The organism is Pseudomonas sp. S3_G06 (assembly GCF_054667565.1).
This window is the reverse complement of record NZ_CP162738.1, coordinates 251,824-268,958: the sequence shown is the minus strand read 5'-3', so window position 1 is coordinate 268,958 and position 17,135 is coordinate 251,824. Positions and strand designations below refer to the sequence as shown.

At 59.9% G+C, this 17,135-nt stretch carries 12 protein-coding genes, 2 tRNA genes and 3 pseudogenes; 10 read left to right on the top strand and 7 right to left on the bottom strand.

Annotation, left to right across the window (positions count from 1 at the left end):
• The first annotated feature begins 3 nt into the window (after positions 1-3).
• From ispE to ychF, 6 genes are all read left to right on the top strand, one after another.
• Positions 4-855 (top strand): 4-(cytidine 5'-diphospho)-2-C-methyl-D-erythritol kinase, encoded by an 852-nt coding sequence (gene ispE / locus AB4N47_RS01255; RefSeq protein WP_341639428.1) that lies wholly within the window; start codon positions 4-6, stop codon positions 853-855.
• 39 nt (positions 856-894) lie between these two features.
• Positions 895-969, top strand: a tRNA-Gln gene (locus AB4N47_RS01250).
• A 45-nt stretch (positions 970-1,014) separates the two neighbouring features.
• Positions 1,015-1,956: a ribose-phosphate pyrophosphokinase gene (locus AB4N47_RS01245; RefSeq protein ID WP_003171603.1), complete on the top strand. Its 942-nt coding sequence runs from the start codon at positions 1,015-1,017 to the stop codon at positions 1,954-1,956.
• 141 nt (positions 1,957-2,097) lie between these two features.
• Positions 2,098-2,700, top strand: a complete 603-nt coding sequence (locus tag AB4N47_RS01240) for a 50S ribosomal protein L25/general stress protein Ctc (RefSeq protein ID WP_110602994.1) — start codon at positions 2,098-2,100, stop codon at positions 2,698-2,700.
• Positions 2,701-2,871: 171 nt separating this feature from the next.
• Positions 2,872-3,456 carry an aminoacyl-tRNA hydrolase gene (pth, locus tag AB4N47_RS01235; protein ID WP_016773203.1) on the top strand — a complete coding sequence of 195 codons (585 nt, stop codon included), beginning with the start codon at positions 2,872-2,874 and terminating at the stop codon, positions 3,454-3,456.
• Positions 3,457-3,478: 22 nt separating this feature from the next.
• Entirely contained in the window at positions 3,479-4,579 is a 1,101-nt protein-coding gene (ychF, locus tag AB4N47_RS01230; protein ID WP_016773202.1) for a redox-regulated ATPase YchF, read from the top strand.
• A gap of 144 nt (positions 4,580-4,723) precedes the next feature.
• Here ychF and AB4N47_RS01225 read toward each other — a convergent pair whose 3' ends face one another.
• Complete coding sequence (locus AB4N47_RS01225) at positions 4,724-5,941, bottom strand: MFS transporter (protein WP_039761258.1); 1,218 nt, start codon at positions 5,939-5,941, stop codon at positions 4,724-4,726.
• Positions 5,942-6,377: 436 nt separating this feature from the next.
• On the opposite strand from AB4N47_RS01225, the gene AB4N47_RS01220 reads away from it, so the two are divergent.
• Both AB4N47_RS01220 and AB4N47_RS01215 read left to right on the top strand, forming a co-directional pair.
• Positions 6,378-8,435, top strand: a complete 2,058-nt coding sequence (locus AB4N47_RS01220; RefSeq protein WP_460154388.1) for a methyl-accepting chemotaxis protein — start codon at positions 6,378-6,380, stop codon at positions 8,433-8,435.
• Positions 8,436-8,550: 115 nt separating this feature from the next.
• Positions 8,551-8,627, top strand: a tRNA-Met gene (locus AB4N47_RS01215).
• Positions 8,628-8,989: 362 nt separating this feature from the next.
• Here AB4N47_RS01215 and AB4N47_RS01210 read toward each other — a convergent pair.
• A complete protein-coding gene (locus tag AB4N47_RS01210; RefSeq protein WP_039761255.1) occupies positions 8,990-9,214 on the bottom strand; it encodes a SymE family type I addiction module toxin in 225 nt (74 codons plus the stop codon).
• An 80-nt stretch (positions 9,215-9,294) separates the two neighbouring features.
• Entirely contained in the window at positions 9,295-9,687 is a 393-nt protein-coding gene (locus AB4N47_RS01205; RefSeq protein WP_341639426.1) for a helix-turn-helix domain-containing protein, read from the bottom strand.
• Between the two features lie 338 nt (positions 9,688-10,025).
• Here AB4N47_RS01205 and ggt point away from each other — a divergent pair.
• Positions 10,026-11,857: pseudogene (gene ggt, locus AB4N47_RS01200) on the top strand (gamma-glutamyltransferase).
• 53 nt (positions 11,858-11,910) lie between these two features.
• Here ggt and AB4N47_RS01195 read toward each other — a convergent pair.
• The 4 genes and pseudogenes from AB4N47_RS01195 to AB4N47_RS01180 all read right to left on the bottom strand — a co-directional run bounded on the left by AB4N47_RS01195 (position 11,911) and on the right by AB4N47_RS01180 (position 15,360).
• Complete coding sequence (locus AB4N47_RS01195) at positions 11,911-12,510, bottom strand: flavin reductase family protein (protein ID WP_341639424.1); 600 nt, start codon at positions 12,508-12,510, stop codon at positions 11,911-11,913.
• A 105-nt stretch (positions 12,511-12,615) separates the two neighbouring features.
• Positions 12,616-13,053 (bottom strand): annotated as a pseudogene (locus AB4N47_RS01190) (methyl-accepting chemotaxis protein); the annotation flags it as partial.
• 102 nt (positions 13,054-13,155) lie between these two features.
• Positions 13,156-13,842, bottom strand: a pseudogene (locus AB4N47_RS01185) (PAS domain-containing protein); the annotation flags it as partial.
• Between the two features lie 204 nt (positions 13,843-14,046).
• Positions 14,047-15,360, bottom strand: coding sequence for an MFS transporter (locus AB4N47_RS01180; RefSeq protein ID WP_223630756.1), 1,314 nt, complete (start codon positions 15,358-15,360; stop codon positions 14,047-14,049).
• A gap of 341 nt (positions 15,361-15,701) precedes the next feature.
• Between AB4N47_RS01180 and AB4N47_RS01175 the strand changes: the two genes are divergently transcribed.
• The gene (locus tag AB4N47_RS01175) at positions 15,702-17,120 is read left to right on the top strand and encodes a short-chain fatty acid transporter (RefSeq protein ID WP_016773194.1); all 1,419 of its coding nucleotides are present in this window, start codon (positions 15,702-15,704) and stop codon (positions 17,118-17,120) included.
• Positions 17,121-17,135 lie beyond the last annotated feature (15 nt).

The following is a 17,135-nucleotide window of genomic DNA, read 5'->3' as shown; positions in this document are numbered from 1 at the left end:
AGCATGACCGCTGCACGCCTGACCCTGCCCTCGCCGGCCAAACTCAACTTGATGCTGCACATTCTCGGTCGCCGTGAAGACGGTTATCACGAATTGCAGACGCTGTTTCAATTCCTCGATTACGGCGATGAACTCACTTTCGCCGTGCGCGATGACGGCGTGATTCAACTGCACACCGAGTTCGCCGGCGTGCCCCACGACAGCAACCTGATCGTGCGCGCGGCGAAGATGTTGCAGCAACAATCCGCCTGCGCGCTCGGCATCGACATCTGGATCGACAAAGTCCTGCCCATGGGCGGCGGCATTGGCGGCGGCAGCTCGAATGCGGCGACGACCCTGCTCGGGCTCAACCATTTGTGGCAACTGGGCTGGGATGAAGATCGCCTGGCGGCACTGGGCCTGTCACTCGGTGCCGACGTACCGGTGTTCGTCCGTGGCCATGCGGCATTTGCCGAGGGCGTCGGCGAGAAACTGACCCCGGTCGACCCCGAAGAACCGTGGTATCTGGTGCTCGTGCCGCAAGTCGCTGTTAGTACGGCAGAAATTTTTTCCGATCCTTTGTTGACACGTAACACACCGCCCATTAAAGTGCGCCCCGTTCCCGAGGGAAACAGTCGAAATGACTGCTTGCCGGTGGTAGCAAGGCGTTATCCAGAGGTACGTAACGCATTGGATTTGTTAGGTAAATTTACCGAAGCAAAGCTCACCGGAACTGGAAGTTGTGTGTTTGGGGGCTTCCCAAGCAAAGCTGAAGCTGATAAAGTCTCGGCCCTTCTGACAGAGACCCTTACAGGGTTTGTAGCGAAAGGAAGCAACGTTTCGATGTTGCATCGCAAGCTGCAAAGTCTGTTCTAAAGGAAAATCAAGTGCCCGGCACTTGAAAGCAACAGATACAGGGGCGTCGCCAAGCGGTAAGGCAGCAGGTTTTGATCCTGCCATGCGTTGGTTCGAATCCAGCCGCCCCTGCCATTTTCTCTACTCATCCAGGTTACCCTCAGCCTCTAGGTACTGCGCGTGTCCAAGATGATGGTCTTTACGGGGAATGCCAACCCCGATCTGGCTCGGCGTGTCGTACGTCAGCTGCATATCCCTCTCGGTGACATCTCTGTCGGCAAGTTTTCCGACGGCGAAATCACAGCCGAGATCAATGAAAACGTTCGCGGTAAAGACGTCTTCATTATTCAGCCGACCTGCGCTCCGACCAACGATAACCTGATGGAACTGGTAGTGATGGCTGACGCCTTCCGCCGCTCCTCGGCTACTCGTATCACTGCTGTTATTCCTTATTTTGGTTATGCCCGTCAGGATCGCCGTCCGCGTTCCGCACGTGTGGCTATCAGCGCGAAAGTCGTTGCTGACATGCTTACCGTAGTCGGCATCGACCGTGTTCTCACGGTTGATCTGCATGCTGACCAGATTCAGGGCTTCTTCGATATTCCGGTAGATAACATCTACGGCTCCCCGGTTCTGGTGGATGACATCGAAGATCAGCGCTTCGAAAACCTGATGATCGTGTCTCCGGACATTGGTGGGGTCGTGCGTGCACGGGCTGTTGCCAAGTCGCTGGGCGTCGATCTCGGGATCATCGACAAACGCCGTGAGAAAGCCAATCACTCTGAAGTGATGCATATCATCGGTGATGTCGAAGGGCGTACCTGTATTCTCGTCGATGACATGGTCGATACCGCCGGCACCCTGTGCCACGCGGCCAAGGCCCTGAAAGAGCATGGCGCAGCCAAGGTCTTTGCCTATTGCACACACCCTGTGCTGTCGGGCCGGGCCATCGAGAATATCGAAAATTCCGTGCTGGACGAGCTGGTGGTGACCAACACCATCCCGCTGTCCGCTGCAGCACAAGCCTGTGCACGTATCCGTCAACTGGATATCGCACCGGTTGTTGCCGAAGCGGTTCGCCGCATCAGCAATGAAGAATCGATCAGCGCGATGTTCCGTTAAGGGCCCTGCCCTTCGCGAAATGTCTCGTTGACGAAAAGCGCCCCGCCCCGGCATTCCTGTCGGGGCGGGGCTTTTTTGCCCATACCGTGTTCGGCGCTGGTCGCAAACGCCACTCGGTCATGGCTATTTTGGAGATACAAAATGAACGATTTTACTCTGAATGCTGAAGTGCGTTCCGACCTGGGGAAAGGTGCGAGCCGCCGCCTGCGTCGTCTCGCAAGCCTGGTTCCAGCTGTAGTTTACGGTGGCGACAAAGCCCCTGAATCCATCAGCATGCTGGCCAAAGAAGTTGCCAAACTGCTCGAAAACGAAGCGGCTTACAGCCACATCATCGAGCTGAACGTTGGTGGCACCAAGCAGAACGTCATCATCAAGGCGCTGCAGCGTCACCCGGCCAAAGGCCACGTGATGCACGCTGACTTCGTACGCGTTGTTGCCGGCCAGAAACTGACCGCCATCGTGCCTGTACACTTTGTTGGCGAAGAAGCTCCAGTGAAGAAAGGCGGCGAAGTTTCGCACGTTGTTGCTGAAATCGAAGTGACCTGCCTGCCAAAAGATCTGCCTGAGTTCATCGAAGTCGATCTGTCGAAAGCTGAAATCGGCACCATCATCCACCTGTCGGACCTCAAAGCTCCTAAAGGTGTTGAGTTCGTTGCTCTGGCACACGGCGATGACAAGGCTGTTGCCAACGTCCACGCTCCACGTGTTGCTGCAGAACCTACCGAAGAAGGCGCAGCAGAGTAATTCACTCTGTCATGCCGGAGTGAGCAAGTAACATCGCGGACTGGAACGTAGCGAGAAAGCGGGCGAGAACGCGGAGTTTACATCCATGGTAAATGAGCATTTTTCGTCCACTTTCGCCGCTTTCCCCGATCACGGCGATGTTATCCACCACTCCAAGGAAGGGCCCCTATCGTGACTGCCATCAAACTGATCGTTGGCCTGGGAAATCCAGGCGCTGAATACGAACAGACCCGGCATAACGCAGGGGCCCTTTTTGTTGAGCGCATCGCCCACGCACAGAATGTGAATCTTGTGGCTGATCGCAAATATTTCGGCCTGACCGGGCGCTACTCGCATCAGGGTCAGGATGTTCGTCTGCTGATTCCCACCACCTACATGAACCGCAGCGGCCAGGCCGTGGCGGCACTCGCCGGTTTCTTCCGCATCAAGCCTGAAGAAATCCTCGTGGCGCATGACGAACTCGACTTGCCTCCGGGCGTTGCCAAGCTCAAGCAGGGCGGCGGCCATGGCGGTCACAACGGGTTGCGCGACATCATTGCGCAACTGGGCAATCAGAATACGTTCTACCGCCTGCGGCTTGGCATCGGCCACCCGGGCGTTGCCAGTATGGTTTCAAATTTCGTCCTGGGTCGTGCGCCACGCGCCGAACAGGAAAAACTCGATGCCAGCATCGACTTTGCCCTCGGCGTGCTGCCGGATATCCTCGCCGGGGAATGGAACCGCGCGATGAAAAACCTGCACAGCCAGAAGGCCTGACTTTTACCCGAGGGGAAACACCATGGGATTCAATTGCGGCATCGTCGGCCTGCCTAACGTCGGCAAGTCCACCCTGTTCAACGCCCTGACCAAATCCGGTATCGCGGCCGAGAACTTCCCCTTCTGCACCATCGAGCCGAACAGCGGCATTGTGCCGATGCCGGATCCGCGTCTGGAAGCCCTGGCGGCCATCGTCAATCCCAAGCGCATCCTGCCGACCACCATGGAGTTCGTCGACATCGCCGGCCTCGTCGCTGGCGCCTCGAAAGGTGAAGGCCTGGGCAACAAGTTCCTGGCCAACATCCGTGAAACCGACGCGATCGCTCACGTGGTGCGCTGCTTCGAAGACGACAACGTGATCCACGTTTCCAACAGCGTCGACCCGAAACGCGACATCGAAATCATCGACCTGGAACTGATCTTTGCCGACCTCGACAGCTGCGAGAAACAACTGCAGAAAGTCGCGCGCAACGCCAAGGGCGGTGACAAGGACGCCGTGGTTCAGAAGGCTTTGCTCGAGCAACTGATCGCGCACTTCACCGAAGCCAAGCCGGCACGCAGCCTGATGAAAAACATGAGCGCGGATGAGAAAGCCGTGATCAAGGGCTTCCACCTGCTGACCACCAAACCGGTCATGTACATCGCCAACGTGGCTGAAGACGGCTTCGAGAACAACCCGCACCTGGACGTGGTCAAGGCCATCGCCGAAGAAGAAGGCGCCATGGTCGTTCCGGTGTGCAACAAGATCGAAGCGGAAATCGCCGAGCTCGACGACGGCGAAGAGAAGGACATGTTCCTCGAGGCCCTGGGTCTGGAAGAGCCTGGCCTGAATCGCGTAATCCGCGCCGGCTACGAAATGCTCCACCTGCAGACCTACTTCACCGCCGGTGTCGAAGAAGTCCGCGCCTGGACCGTCAAGGTCGGTGCCACCGCCCCACAGGCCGCCGGCGTGATCCACACCGACTTCGAAAAAGGCTTCATCCGTGCCGAAGTCATCGCCTACAACGACTTCATCCAGTACAAGGGCGAAGCCGGCGCCAAAGAAGCCGGCAAATGGCGCCTGGAAGGCAAGGATTACATCGTCAAGGACGGCGACGTGATGCACTTCCGCTTCAACGTCTAAGCAACAGCCGGGCAAGAAAAAGCCGCGTTTGATACGCGGCTTTTTTGTGCCCGAAAGATTGTTAAAAGATCGCAGCCTTCGGCAGCTCCTACAGATGTACATCTATCCCCTGTAGGAGCTGCCGAAGGCTGCGATCTTTTGATCTCAAGCTTTTTTAGTACGCGGTAAAAAGATCGCCAACACACCAAACAACGGCAGAAACGAGCACAGGAAGTACACATACTCAATCCCGTGCACATCCGCCAGATGCCCGAGCAGCGCCGCGCCAATCCCGCCGAAACCAAACATCAGTCCGAAGAAGATCCCGGCAATCATCCCGACATTACCCGGCACCAGTTCCTGCGCGTACACCACGATCGCCGAAAATGCCGACGCCAGAATGAAGCCGATCACCACGCTGAGAATGCTGGTCCAGAACAGATCGACATGCGGCAGGATCAAGGTGAATGGCGCCACCCCCAGGATGGAAAACCAGATCACTGCCTTGCGCCCGATCTTGTCGCCAATCGGTCCACCGAAGAACGTCCCCGCCGCCACTGCGCCCAGGAAAAGGAACAAGTGCAGCTGCGAGCTGGCAACCGACAGGTCGAACTTCTCGATCAGGTAGAAGGTGAAGTAGCTGGTGAAACTGGCCATGTAGAAATACTTGGAAAACACCAGCAGCCCCAGCACCACCAGCGCACTGGTCACCCTGCCCTTCGACAAGCCGTGCGTCGCCGCTTGGCCGGCCTTGAGTTTGAACAGGTTGAGGTGATTGGCGTACCAACGGCTGATGCGGTACAGCACAAACAGCGCAAACACCGCGAACAGACCGAACCACGCCACATTGCCTTGGCCGAAGGGAATGATGATCGCTGCCGCCAGCAACGGGCCGAACGCGGAGCCGGCATTGCCGCCGACCTGAAAGGTCGATTGCGCCAGACCAAACCGGCCGCCCGAGGCCAGTCGCGCAACACGCGAGGCTTCCGGGTGAAAGGTTGACGAGCCAATGCCGATCAGCGCCGCCGCCAGCAGAATCAATGGGAAGCTGCCGACCACCGACATCATCAGAATGCCGATCAACGTACACACCGTGCCCGCCGGCAACAGCCACGGTTTGGGGTGGCGATCAGTGTGATAACCGACCCACGGCTGCAAGAGCGACGCGGTCAACTGGAAGGTCAAGGTGATCAGGCCGACCTGGGTGAAGGTCAGGCCATAATTGGCTTTGAGCATCGGGTAGATCGACGGCAGCACCGACTGGATCAGGTCATTGATCAGATGCGCCAGCGCCACCGCGCCGATGATGCGCATCACCAAGGGGCTGCTTTGCGGAGCAGCGGTCGCCGAGGCAGCGGCGGTCTGAACGTTGCTGATAGCCATGGAAAATTCCGGACAGCAGATGGGTGCCCGCAGGCAGGTGCGCCAATGTGCCATTTTTCGGTGCGCCAGCGCTATCCCCTTAGCCAGCTAACTAAGTTATTGATGACACACCACCGTGTAGGAGCTGCCGAAGGCTGCGATCTTTTGATCTTGCTTCTAAGCATCAAAGTCAAAAGATCGCAGCCTTCGGCAGCTCCTACAGGGGATCGCTGGTGGCGAAAGTGATAGCGCAACGCCATGGTCTGAATCTTGCCTTGCTTCTGCCCTTGAACACGATCGCCTTACAAAGGCGCTCGACAATGGGAAGTTTCGCTACAGAGCCGGCCTACAGAGCGGGCATGGGTGAACTTTCGAGGCCTTTTAGAGGGCACAGGCCGCAGCCGAAAGGTTCGCGATGCACGCCAATGGTGCGTGGTGTCCAGAGGAGTCATGAGGCATGCAGGCTTTCCTTTCACCGGGGATCAAATTGCTGGGGCGGTTTGGCTTCGCAGGTAAATTCCAATTGTTGTTTCTGCTGTTCATTCTGCCGCTGGCCGGCAGCCTGTTGATGATCGGCCATGACTATCGCGAGAAGCTCAACCTGATTTCGGGCGAACGTGCCGGCGTGCGTCAGTTGCTCGCGCTGGATGCGCTGGACAACCTGCTCGCCGCGCAACGCGACCGCGCCGCCCGCTGGCGCGCCACCGAGACCAATCGCCAGCCGACACCGGCCACCCTCGCCGCCATGGCTGCCTTCGACGGCGTGCAACCGGCGGTGCTGCAAGCCACCACCGAGCTGGGCAATGCCCTGAACCAGCAAGGTGCCGACGGCGCAATCCTCGAACGCTTTCAGGCGCTGCAAACCGCACTCAATGGCCTGGATACGAAAAGCCTCAGCAATGTCGGCTGGTGGCCGGACGGTTATGACCGCTTCACCAATGCCTTGGGCGCGCTGCAAGCCTTGCGCGAGCAGATTGTGATGGACAATCGCCTGACCCTCGCGCCGTGGCTGGAAACCTACCTGCTGACGCAGATTTCCACGCAACACGCACCGGACCTGATCGAGCGGGTCGGCCGTCTCGCCGCGGTCGGCCAGGCCTCGGTGGTCTCCGGGCAGTTCACCCTGCAGAGCCGCCTGCAGTTGCGCGACCTGCGCAGCCGCATTGGTGACGCCCGCGAGCAACTGGTGAAAACCGCCGGCCTGCTGGAGGCGCGTCTGCCAGTCGAGCTGCAAGCCTGGGCCGGTCAGTATCACGACAGCCTGAAACACCTCGACAGCGGCCTGAAAGTCCTCGACGACGGTGTGTTTGGCGGCAGCATCAACCTCAAGCCAGAGGACTTCGAACGCAGCCTCGACGCGCTGCTCACCGACCTCGCTTCCCTGCGCCAGCAATCCCTGGTCGCGCTGGATCAGCGGCTTGATGCGTATTACAGCTCGGCGATCCGCCAGTTCATTGTTGTCGCCGCAATCTTCGGTTGCCTGCTGTTGGCCGCGTTGTACCTGTTCGTCTGCCTGCAAGCCTCGATCCGCCGCAGTGCCAGCAGCATCACCTTGCTCGCTGAGGCCTTGCGCGACGGCAACCTGAGCCTGCAAGTGCCGGTGGTGGGGCGCGATGAGCTGGCAGCGATCAGCACCGCGCTCAACGTCGCCGTGGTGCAGCTGCGCAGCAGCATGCTCGGCGCCGACCACGAGACCTCGCAGTTGAGCAACGCGGTGCGCAGCCTCAACCAACACTCCAGCGGCGCGCTCGGTGAAGTTGAGGCGCAGCAGTTGCAGATCAGCCAGATCGCCGCTGCCGCCACGCAATTGGCCGCGACCTCGCAAGGCGTCGCGCAGAGTTGCGAACAGGCTTCCGGCAGCGCCCAGCAAACCCGGCGCATCGCCGCCGACAGCAGCCGCGACAGCCAGCGCACCACGGCCAGCATTCAGCAGCTCAATCAGCGCCTGAACGACACCGCCGCCGCGCTTGGCCGGGTCAGCGAGCAAGGCCAGCAGATTCAACTGGTCGTGGACACCATTCGCGGCGTCGCCGAGCAGACCAACCTGCTCGCGCTCAACGCCGCCATCGAAGCCGCCCGCGCCGGCGAACAGGGTCGCGGCTTTGCCGTGGTCGCCGACGAGGTGCGCAGCCTCTCGCAACGCACGCAATCGTCCACCGCGCAGATCGCCGGCACCGTCGACAGCCTGCGCGCCACGGTCAACGAAGCGGTGAGCCTGATGGAGGCCGCCTGCGGCCAAGCGCAATCGGATGCCGAGGCGGTCACCGGACTGGGCGAACGCCTGGGAGAAATCGCCAGCGCCGTACAGAGTGTCACCGACACCCTGGCGCAAATCGCCACGGCGGTTGAGGAACAGGCCAGCACCGCCGACGAAGTCAGCGGCAATATCCAGCAGGTCGACCAAGCGGCGGTGCGTTTGCTTGAAGGCGCACGTGCGGTGAACCTCGCAGCGGACACCTTGAGCCAGGGCAGCGAGGCCCTGAGCGCCAATACCGCCAGATTCCAACTGCGCTGACGCCCTCCCCGGCCCCGATTTTCGGGGCTGGAGGATAAGCAGTTGAAAACAGGAAGAAATATTTTCGATTTACGCTTGACGCTTTGCCATTTCAGGGGAATAATGCGCGCCACTTGGCTACATAGCTCAGTTGGTTAGAGCATAGCATTCATAATGCTGGGGTCCGGGGTTCAAGTCCCTGTGTAGCCACCAAGTACTAAAAACGGCTTACCGAAAGGTAGGCCGTTTTTTTATGCCTGCAATAATCTCCCCTCCGGTTCCCCACCCACAGAAGGTCTATCTTCAGCCCTTTCGATTGATCAGTGGGCTCGCAGCCGCTCATCCGTCAGACTTTCTTACAGTTTGCAATTCGCCTTTTTTCACATAAGCCAAATATCAAATTCAAAATAATGCCTTCCTCACAACCAGGCTCTTAGCTAGGTATTACAGGCCCCACCCGCCATAAAATTCTAAATAATCAAAAGCGCTATTTCAGAAAAAACGCCGCTATCCCTTGAGGGTTAGCGGCGTTTTTCCTACGCAACTGGCGTTGCGGCTGTACTTGGACGATTCATCTATTCCGCTGTAATCACCAGACACCCTTTCATCACACGCACTTTGACGTTCTCGTTCACCTCGAATCCTGCCTGCCGTAACCACAGGCCGCGCAGTCTGATCCAGGGTACGGGTTTGGCGGGGCTGTAGGTTTTTTCCTTGGTGTGGACCGGGTAAAAATCTGCGGCGATTTTCAACCGGCGTTCAGTGATGGGGGTTGATGTCGTATGATTGGTTTTAGCCATGGTTCAGCTCCTTCTAAGCTGCTTCGTGGTTAGCGGGCCAGGGTGTTCGCGCACCTTGGTTCCGCGTTCTTTGGGTTACTTCAAACTTCTGTTTCTTCGTTGCTCGTTTTGGTCCCTGCCTGTGCGATCAGCGCGTCAAGCATCTGCGCAATCACCTTCTGTTGGACCTTCGAAAGCTCATTGATGGACTGCAGCCGTCGATACCACGTCGAGGTCAAGCTGCGCCTGGGCGTCTCCGTGTACGAGGGAACCCCGAGCAGGTCTTCAACGGGAACGCGAAGCGCAAATGCCATCTTCACCAGTGTCGTGACCGGCATGCTGCGCGAGCCCTCCTCGTAACCCTGAAAGGTCTGCCGGGAAAGACCTAAAGCTCTTGCAAACCGCGTCTGTGTTATCTCGTGCACCGTGCGTAAATGTGCAATGCGACTGCCCAACGCGACCAGAAAATCGCGGTCCTCATCGGAAATGCTCATGACAATGGCCAACTGAAAATAAAATCGAATGGCAACGGACTCATCCTCTTCATCTGATATCCATCCTGGAAAACACTACAGAAAACATCCTCAGGCAGCGGCGCGTAGGTTGTCGACCTGAAAGTTCTGTAGGAGAAATGTACGAAAAGTACTCCAGCCGGGGCGAAGAACTACAACCAAAGACATTATTGATTCGACTGAATCCATCGCAACCAACCGGGTTTAGAACGTACCGTCGAGGACGATTGACCAAGCATCAAATCCCCACGCGGTTTGCACCCCGCCCGCCCGCCCGATAAAGTCCCCCAAGACTTCTACCCCACGGACGGAGAGCCCGCGTGTTTCCAGCCCAGCCCTTGAAGCGCTTTCGCCTGCCAGCCCTGACACTGCTCATCAGCGCTCTGACCCTCACCGCATGCAACGCCCCGCCCTCTTCTTCCTTGCCGCTGGCACCGGAAGCTGCATCCGGCTATCGCACTGATCTGCAAACCCGACACGCCAATAAACACATGGCCGCTGCTGCCAATCCACTCGCGGCCGAAGCCGGGCGGGAGATGTTGCGTCAGGGTGGTTCGGCGATTGATGCGGCGATTGCGATGCAGGCGGTGTTGACGCTGGTTGAGCCGCAGTCTTCCGGGATCGGTGGCGGGGCGATGATTGTGTTGTGGGATGGCAAGCAGGTGCGCACCTATGACGGCCGCGAAACGGCGCCGGCCGGGGCCACCGAGAAGCTGTTCCTGAAGGCTGACGGTAAACCGATGGCCTTTACGCAAGCGCAGATTGGCGGACGTTCGGTCGGTACGCCCGGGGTATTGCGTGCGCTGGAACTGGCGCATCGACAACACGGTCGCTTGCCGTGGGCGAAGCTGTTTGAGCCGGCGATCAAATTGGCCGAGCAAGGCTTTGCGATTTCCCCGCGTCTACATTCGCTGCTGACTGCCGATCCACTGATACGCCAGTCGCCAGACATGGCCGCGTACTTCCTGAATGACGATGGCAGCGTCAAAGCTGTCGGCACGCGCCTGCAGAACCCGAAGTTGGCCGCCGTGTTCAAACGTATCGCCAGCGAAGGTGCCGATGCGCTGTACAAAGGTCCGATCGCCGAAGAGATCGTCGCCAAGGCTCAACAGCACGCCAACCCCGGCAGCCTGTCGCTGAACGATTTGCAGCGCTATCAGGCCAAGGAACGCGCGCCGCTGTGTACCGACTACAAGCGTTGGCAGGTCTGCGGCATGCCGCCACCGTCGTCAGGCGGGATCGCCGTGGCGCAGATTCTCGGCACGTTGCAGGCGCTGGAGACTCGCGATCCACGCCTGTCGCTGACCCCGCTCAAACCAGTGAACAGCAACAGGCCGGCCGGCATTGAACCGGCGCCGCAAGCGGTGCATCTGATCGCCGAGGCTGAGCGTCTGGCCTATGCCGATCGCGCGCAATACGTGGCCGACACCGACTTCGTCCCGGTGCCGGTCAAAGGGTTGCTCGATCCTGCCTATCTGGCCAGCCGCGCCAGCCTGATCGGCGAGCGCAGCATGGGCAGCGCCAAACCGGGCACACCGCCGGGCGTACAGGTTGCCTACGCACCGGACCGCTCGCCGTTGCGCATCTCGACCTCGCAAGTGGTCGCGGTGGATGATCTCGGCGGCGCCGTTTCGATGACCACCACCATCGAAGCCGCGTTCGGCTCGCACCTGATGGTTCAGGGTTTTCTGCTGAACAACCAGATGACCGACTTCTCGTTCATCCCCGAAGAGAACGGGCAGAAAGTCGCGAACCGCGTCGAACCGGGCAAACGCCCACGTTCGTCGATGGCGCCGACGCTGATCTTTGATCGCAACACTGGTGAATTCGTCGCCACAGTCGGCTCGCCCGGCGGCTCGCAAATCATCGAATACGTGGCCAAAACCACCATCGGCCTGCTCGACTGGAACCTCGATGCACAAAGTGCGATCAACCTGCCCAACTTCGGCAGCCGCAATGGCCCCACCGAACTGGAACAGGGACAGTTCAGCCCGGCGCTGATTCAGGCACTCAAGGACAAGGGCCACACGCTCAGCGAAATCGACATGACCAGCGGCACCCAAGCGATCGTGCGGGTGAAGGATGCGCAGGGCAAAGCGACCTTGACGGGGGTGCCGATCCTCGGCGTGAGGGAGAAGCGTTGGGGGACTGAAACACTGCATTGAAAAAGGCCTGCCGAGCAGCAGGCCTTCTCCCGGGAGTAAATCAGACCGCCAACGTCTTGCCATCCACCCCATCCCCGATCGTCAGGAAATGCCCGCCCGCAACGTGGTGCAAGGTACGCAATCCATCCTGCCCTTCGAAATGCCAGCGCCCATCGCTGAACACACGCTCATCGGCTTGGGCGGCGATGACTTCGGCGAGGAACAGGTCGTATTGCTCGTGATTGCGCGGCTCCGGCAGCAGGCGGCATTCGAGCCAGGCGACACAGCCCTCGAGCAGCGGCGCTTCAACCTGTTCGCCAGCGAAGGTTTGCAGGCCGTACGCCTGAAACTTGTCCTGACCTTGGTTGCGGGTGATTTCCAGGCCGGAGGTGTTGCCGACGGTTTGCACGATATCTGCCTGATTGACGCAAGGCACATTCAGCACAAAAGTGCCGGAGGCTTCGAGCAACTGGCGAGTCCAGGTGGATTTGTCGAGGACGACGGCGACTTTCGGTGGTTCGAAATCCAGCGGCATGGCCCAGGCGGCGGCCATGATGTTGCGCTGGCCGTCATGGGCGGCGCTGACCAGCACGGTCGGCCCGTGGTTGAGCAGGCGGTAGGCTTTGTTCAGAGGCACCGGGCGGCGGTGGGAGACGCTCATGGGAATCTGCTCCGGAGGAAAAGGAGCCGATTGTAGCGCTGCCACTGGAGAAACACAGAACCTGTGGGAGCGAGCCTGCTCGCTCCCACACTTGGTCAGTGTCGATCAGTGAGAGAGCTGATTGGCAAACTGCCCCACCGCATCCACCACTTTCTGCGCACCGTCCTGAATCTCGACGATCACCGTGCCCGCCTCCGCCGCCAGCGCCAGGCCCTGTTCAGCCTGGAGCTTGCCGTCGGTCATCAGCGCCACGGCATTGCGCGCCATTTCCTGGTTCTGCCGTACCACGCCGACGATTTCGTCCGTCGCTTGGCTGGTGCGCGAGGCCAGTTGCCGAACCTCGTCCGCGACCACGGCAAAACCACGGCCCTGCTCGCCGGCCCGGGCGGCTTCGATCGCGGCGTTGAGCGCCAGCAGGTTGGTCTGTTCGGCAATGCCGCTGATGGTTTTGACGATCGTGCCGATCACCAACGACTGCTCGTTGAGCGCCTCGATACCTTCGCCGGCGGCTTGCATGTGCCGCGACAAATCACGCATCACGTTGACCGCTTCGGTGACCACCGTGGTGCCACGTTGCGCGGTGCTGTCGGTCTGTTGCGAGGTGCTGTAAGCGATGCTCGCTGCGTCGGCAACCGCCTGCTCGCGGTTGACCTGATCCGTGATCACCGTGGCGAACTTCACTACTTTGTACAGTTTGTCGTTGGCATCGACCACCGGGTTGTAGGACGCCTCCAGCCACACCGTACGACCATGGCTGTCGATCCGTTTGAAGCGACCAGCGACGAACTCACCGCTGTTCAGGCGCCGCCAGAAATTCTGGTACTCGGCGCTGTTGTATTCTTCCGGGGCGCAGAACGTGCGGTGATGTTTGCCTTTGATCTGCGCCAGGCTGTAACCCATGCCATTGAGGAAGCGGTCATTGGCGCTGAGCACATTGCCGTTGAGATCAAACTCGATCACGGCGGTAGAGCGCACCAGCGCGCCGATCAGGTTCTCATGCTCGCGGGAGGCTTCGATGGTGCGGGTCAGGTCGCTGGCGTAGAAGGAAATATGTCTGATCCGGCCATCGGACGAGCGCACCGGTTGCACGATGGAACGCAGCCACGCCTCATCGCCATTGCCGCGTAACAGGCGCACGGCGCCGGCGAAGTGCTCGCCACGGCTCATCGAGTTCTTGAAGCGCTGATGGAATTCGTCGGTTTTGACGTGGGCCGGCACGATGTCTTCAATTGCCCGGCCGACCAGGTCCTGGCTCTTGTAGAGCATTTCATCGAGAAAATTCTGGTTGACCGAACGAATCCGCCCGTCGGGCTCAAGGGTCAGCGCGAGCATTTCGCTTTCCAGGCTTTCCTTCACTTGTACAAGGCTGGAGAGTTCTTCGCGCAGAGCGGCCAGCTCTTGTTTCAAGCGTTTATTGAACATGGGAAAGCACCGATGGCAGGGTAGTTAGCGGATACAACCTAGCCATCGGCCTTGCACAGCTTTTCTGAAGCCAGCGCCAGACCCGTCAGTCGAAAATAATCCGGCGCTTGTGGTTCAGGCAGCGCCGGCAGCCTGACACGGTCCGGTACGTGGCATGCGCGCACCGAAATACGCCGCTGTCAGAACTCCCACCGCGCCCATCACTGCACAGAAGATCACGCAGACCCACGGGCTCCACGGCATCAGACCTATCAGCAACAGCGGTGTGATACTTGCCCAGGCGGCGTAGGCAATGTTGTAGGTGAAGGAAATGCCCGACACGCGAATCCGCGCCGGAAAAAGCCCGACCATCACCGAAGGCACCGCACCCACTACCCCACAAGCGAGACCGGCGACCGCATAGGCCATGCCGATCCAATGGCCGCCCATGATCAGACAGCCATACAACACGCCAATGCCCAGCGGCAGCAACAGACTGTAGAGCATGACCGTGCGCCAGGCGCCGATGCGGTCGACCAGCAGACCGGCGATCACGCAGCCGATATTCAGAAAAACGATGCCCAAGGCACTAAGGCCGAAGGTGTGGCTGGCGGTCATGCCGAAGGTTTTCTGCATCATGGTCGGGGTGATGACCACGAAGACCACCACCGCCGAGGTGAGTACGCAGGTGAGCAACATGGCCGGGAGCATGGCCAGACGATGCTCACGCAACACCGTGCGCAGCGGCAATTCGACCCGCGCCTCGCGTTGCGCCTCCATGGCCATGAACACCGGGGTTTCGCTGAGCCATCGGCGCAGATAAACGCCCACCACGCCAAACACGCCACCGAGCAGAAACGGATAGCGCCAGGCGTAATCGAGAATTTCCGCAGGCGTGAAAACCTGCGCCAGGAAGGTCGCGGTGAGTGCGCCGATCAAGTAACCGAAGGTCAGGCCGGCTTGCAGGAAACCGAGGGCGTAACCGCGATGGCCGACAGGCGCATGCTCGGCGACGAACACCCAGGCACTCGGCACTTCACCACCCACCGCAGCGCCTTGCAGGATGCGCAGCGCCAGCAACAGCAAGGGCGCGAAATAGCCGATCTGCGCGTAGGTCGGCATGATCCCGATCAGCAGGCACGGCAGCGCCATCATCAGGATGCTCAGGCTGAACACCTTTTTGCGGCCCAGACGGTCGGCGAAATGCGCCATCAGAATCCCGCCCAGAGGCCGCGCCAGATAACCGGTGACGAAGATGCCGAAACTCTGCAGCAAACGCAGCCACTCGGGCATTTCCGGGGGGAAGAACAACTGACTCAGGGTCAGTGCGAAGAATACGAAGATGATGAAATCGTAGATTTCCAGCGCCCCGCCGAGCGCCGCAAGGCCGAGGGTCTTGTAATCGGCACGGCTGAACGGCGCCGGTCGGGCTGGAGAATTGGCAGTCATGACAAAGAACTCAGGCATCGGCAAAAAACAAGGCGCTCATGGTCTACGCAAAAGCGCGGATCGACAACCCGTCAGACCATAGTCTCGGTTTGCGAAAACCTGCTCAACAAAAGGGCGGCGCTTGATTTACTGTTAGCGCCTGTCCAAGGGACCACGCCAACACCGACCAGCTGCCCATGTGGGAGCGAGCCTGCTCGCGAAAGCGTCAGTTCAGACAACCCGATGCTGAATGTGCCGACGTCTTCGCGAGCAGGCTCGCTCCCACAGGGGATCTCTGTGGGTCGAGCCGGGCGACTGCTCCCACGGATCAAAATAACCATAAAAAATCCGAGGTACTTCCCGTGGCCGTTGATATCGAAGATAGCCGCTCCGCGCGCTTTGCCCTGCGCTGTTCCAGTTTTGCCGAACGCTGGTTTCCCGACTCCTGGGTATTCGCCGCGTTGGCCGTGATCATCGTTGCGCTGGCCACTCTGGCCATGGGCGCCAAACCCACCGCTGCAGCGATGGCCTTCGGCGACGGCTTCTGGAGCCTGATCCCGTTCACCATGCAGATGGCCTTCGTGGTGATCGGCGGTTACGTCGTCGCGAGCTCGCCGCCCGCGGTCAAGCTGATCGACAAACTGGCACGCATCCCGAAGAACGGCCGCTCCGCCGTGGCCTGGGTAGCGCTGATCTCGATGGTCGCCTCGCTGCTCAATTGGGGTCTGTCGCTGGTATTCGGCGGGCTGTTGGTACGCGCCCTCGCCCGCCGCACCGACCTGAAAATGGATTACCGCGCGGCCGGTGCTGCGGCATACCTGGGACTTGGCGCGGTGTGGGCGCTGGGCTTGTCATCGTCAGCCGCACAGTTGCAGGCCAACCCGGGCAGCCTGCCGCCGTCGATCCTGTCGATCACTGGCGTGATCCCGTTCACCGAAACCATTTTTCTCTGGCAGTCCGGGGTCATGCTGCTGGCGCTGATCGTGATCTCGATCATCATCGCCTACGCCACCGCGCCCGGGCCGAACTCGGCACGCGACGCCAAGGCCTGCGGCATCGACCCGGCGTTCAACCTGCCGCCACTGCAACCGCGCACGCGCCCCGGCGAATGGCTGGAACACAGCCCTTTGCTGATCATCGTGTTGGTGCTGCTGGCGGCGGGATGGCTGTTTCACGAGTTTTCGACCAAACCGGCGATTACCGCGATTTCCGGCCTGAACACCTACAACTTCCTGTTCATCATGCTTGGCGCGCTGCTGCACTGGCGCCCGCGCAGCTTCCTCGATGCGGTGGCCCGTGCGGTGCCGACCACCACTGGCGTATTGATCCAGTTCCCGTTGTACGGCTCGATCGCCGCGCTGATGACCACAGTCAAAGGCGCCGATGCGCAAACCCTCGCGCATCACATCTCGACCTTCTTCGTCAGCATCGCCTCCCACGACACCTACGCGCTGCTGATGGGCGTCTATTCGGCGATTCTCGGTTTCTTCATCCCGTCCGGCGGCGGCAAATGGATCATCGAAGCGCCCTACGTGATGCAAGTCGCCAATGACCTGCAATACCACCTCGGCTGGGCAGTGCAGATCTACAACGCCGCCGAAGCCCTGCCGAACCTGATCAACCCGTTCTACATGCTGCCGCTGCTGGGCGTGCTCGGGTTGAAGGCGCGGGACTTGATAGGCTTCTCGTTCGTGCAACTGCTGGTACACACGCCACTGGTGCTGCTGCTGTTGTGGGCGCTGGGGACGACATTGGCGTATACGCCGCCGGTGATGCCGTAGCAAAAACGAGCCAGG

Excerpts from the sequence above, each read along its gene's own strand:
- ispE (WP_341639428.1), top strand. The coding sequence starts at position 4 with ATGACCGCTGCACGCCTGACCCTGCCCTCGCCGGCCAAACTCAACTTG.
- AB4N47_RS01240 (WP_110602994.1), top strand. The coding sequence starts at position 2,098 with ATGAACGATTTTACTCTGAATGCTGAAGTGCGTTCCGACCTGGGGAAA.
- ychF (WP_016773202.1), top strand. The coding sequence starts at position 3,479 with ATGGGATTCAATTGCGGCATCGTCGGCCTGCCTAACGTCGGCAAGTCC.
- AB4N47_RS01225 (WP_039761258.1), bottom strand. The coding sequence starts at position 5,941 with ATGGCTATCAGCAACGTTCAGACCGCCGCTGCCTCGGCGACCGCTGCT.
- AB4N47_RS01220 (WP_460154388.1), top strand. The coding sequence starts at position 6,378 with ATGCAGGCTTTCCTTTCACCGGGGATCAAATTGCTGGGGCGGTTTGGC.
- AB4N47_RS01210 (WP_039761255.1), bottom strand. The coding sequence starts at position 9,214 with ATGGCTAAAACCAATCATACGACATCAACCCCCATCACTGAACGCCGG.
- AB4N47_RS01205 (WP_341639426.1), bottom strand. The coding sequence starts at position 9,687 with ATGAGCATTTCCGATGAGGACCGCGATTTTCTGGTCGCGTTGGGCAGT.
- AB4N47_RS01195 (WP_341639424.1), bottom strand. The coding sequence starts at position 12,510 with ATGAGCGTCTCCCACCGCCGCCCGGTGCCTCTGAACAAAGCCTACCGC.
- AB4N47_RS01180 (WP_223630756.1), bottom strand. The coding sequence starts at position 15,360 with ATGACTGCCAATTCTCCAGCCCGACCGGCGCCGTTCAGCCGTGCCGAT.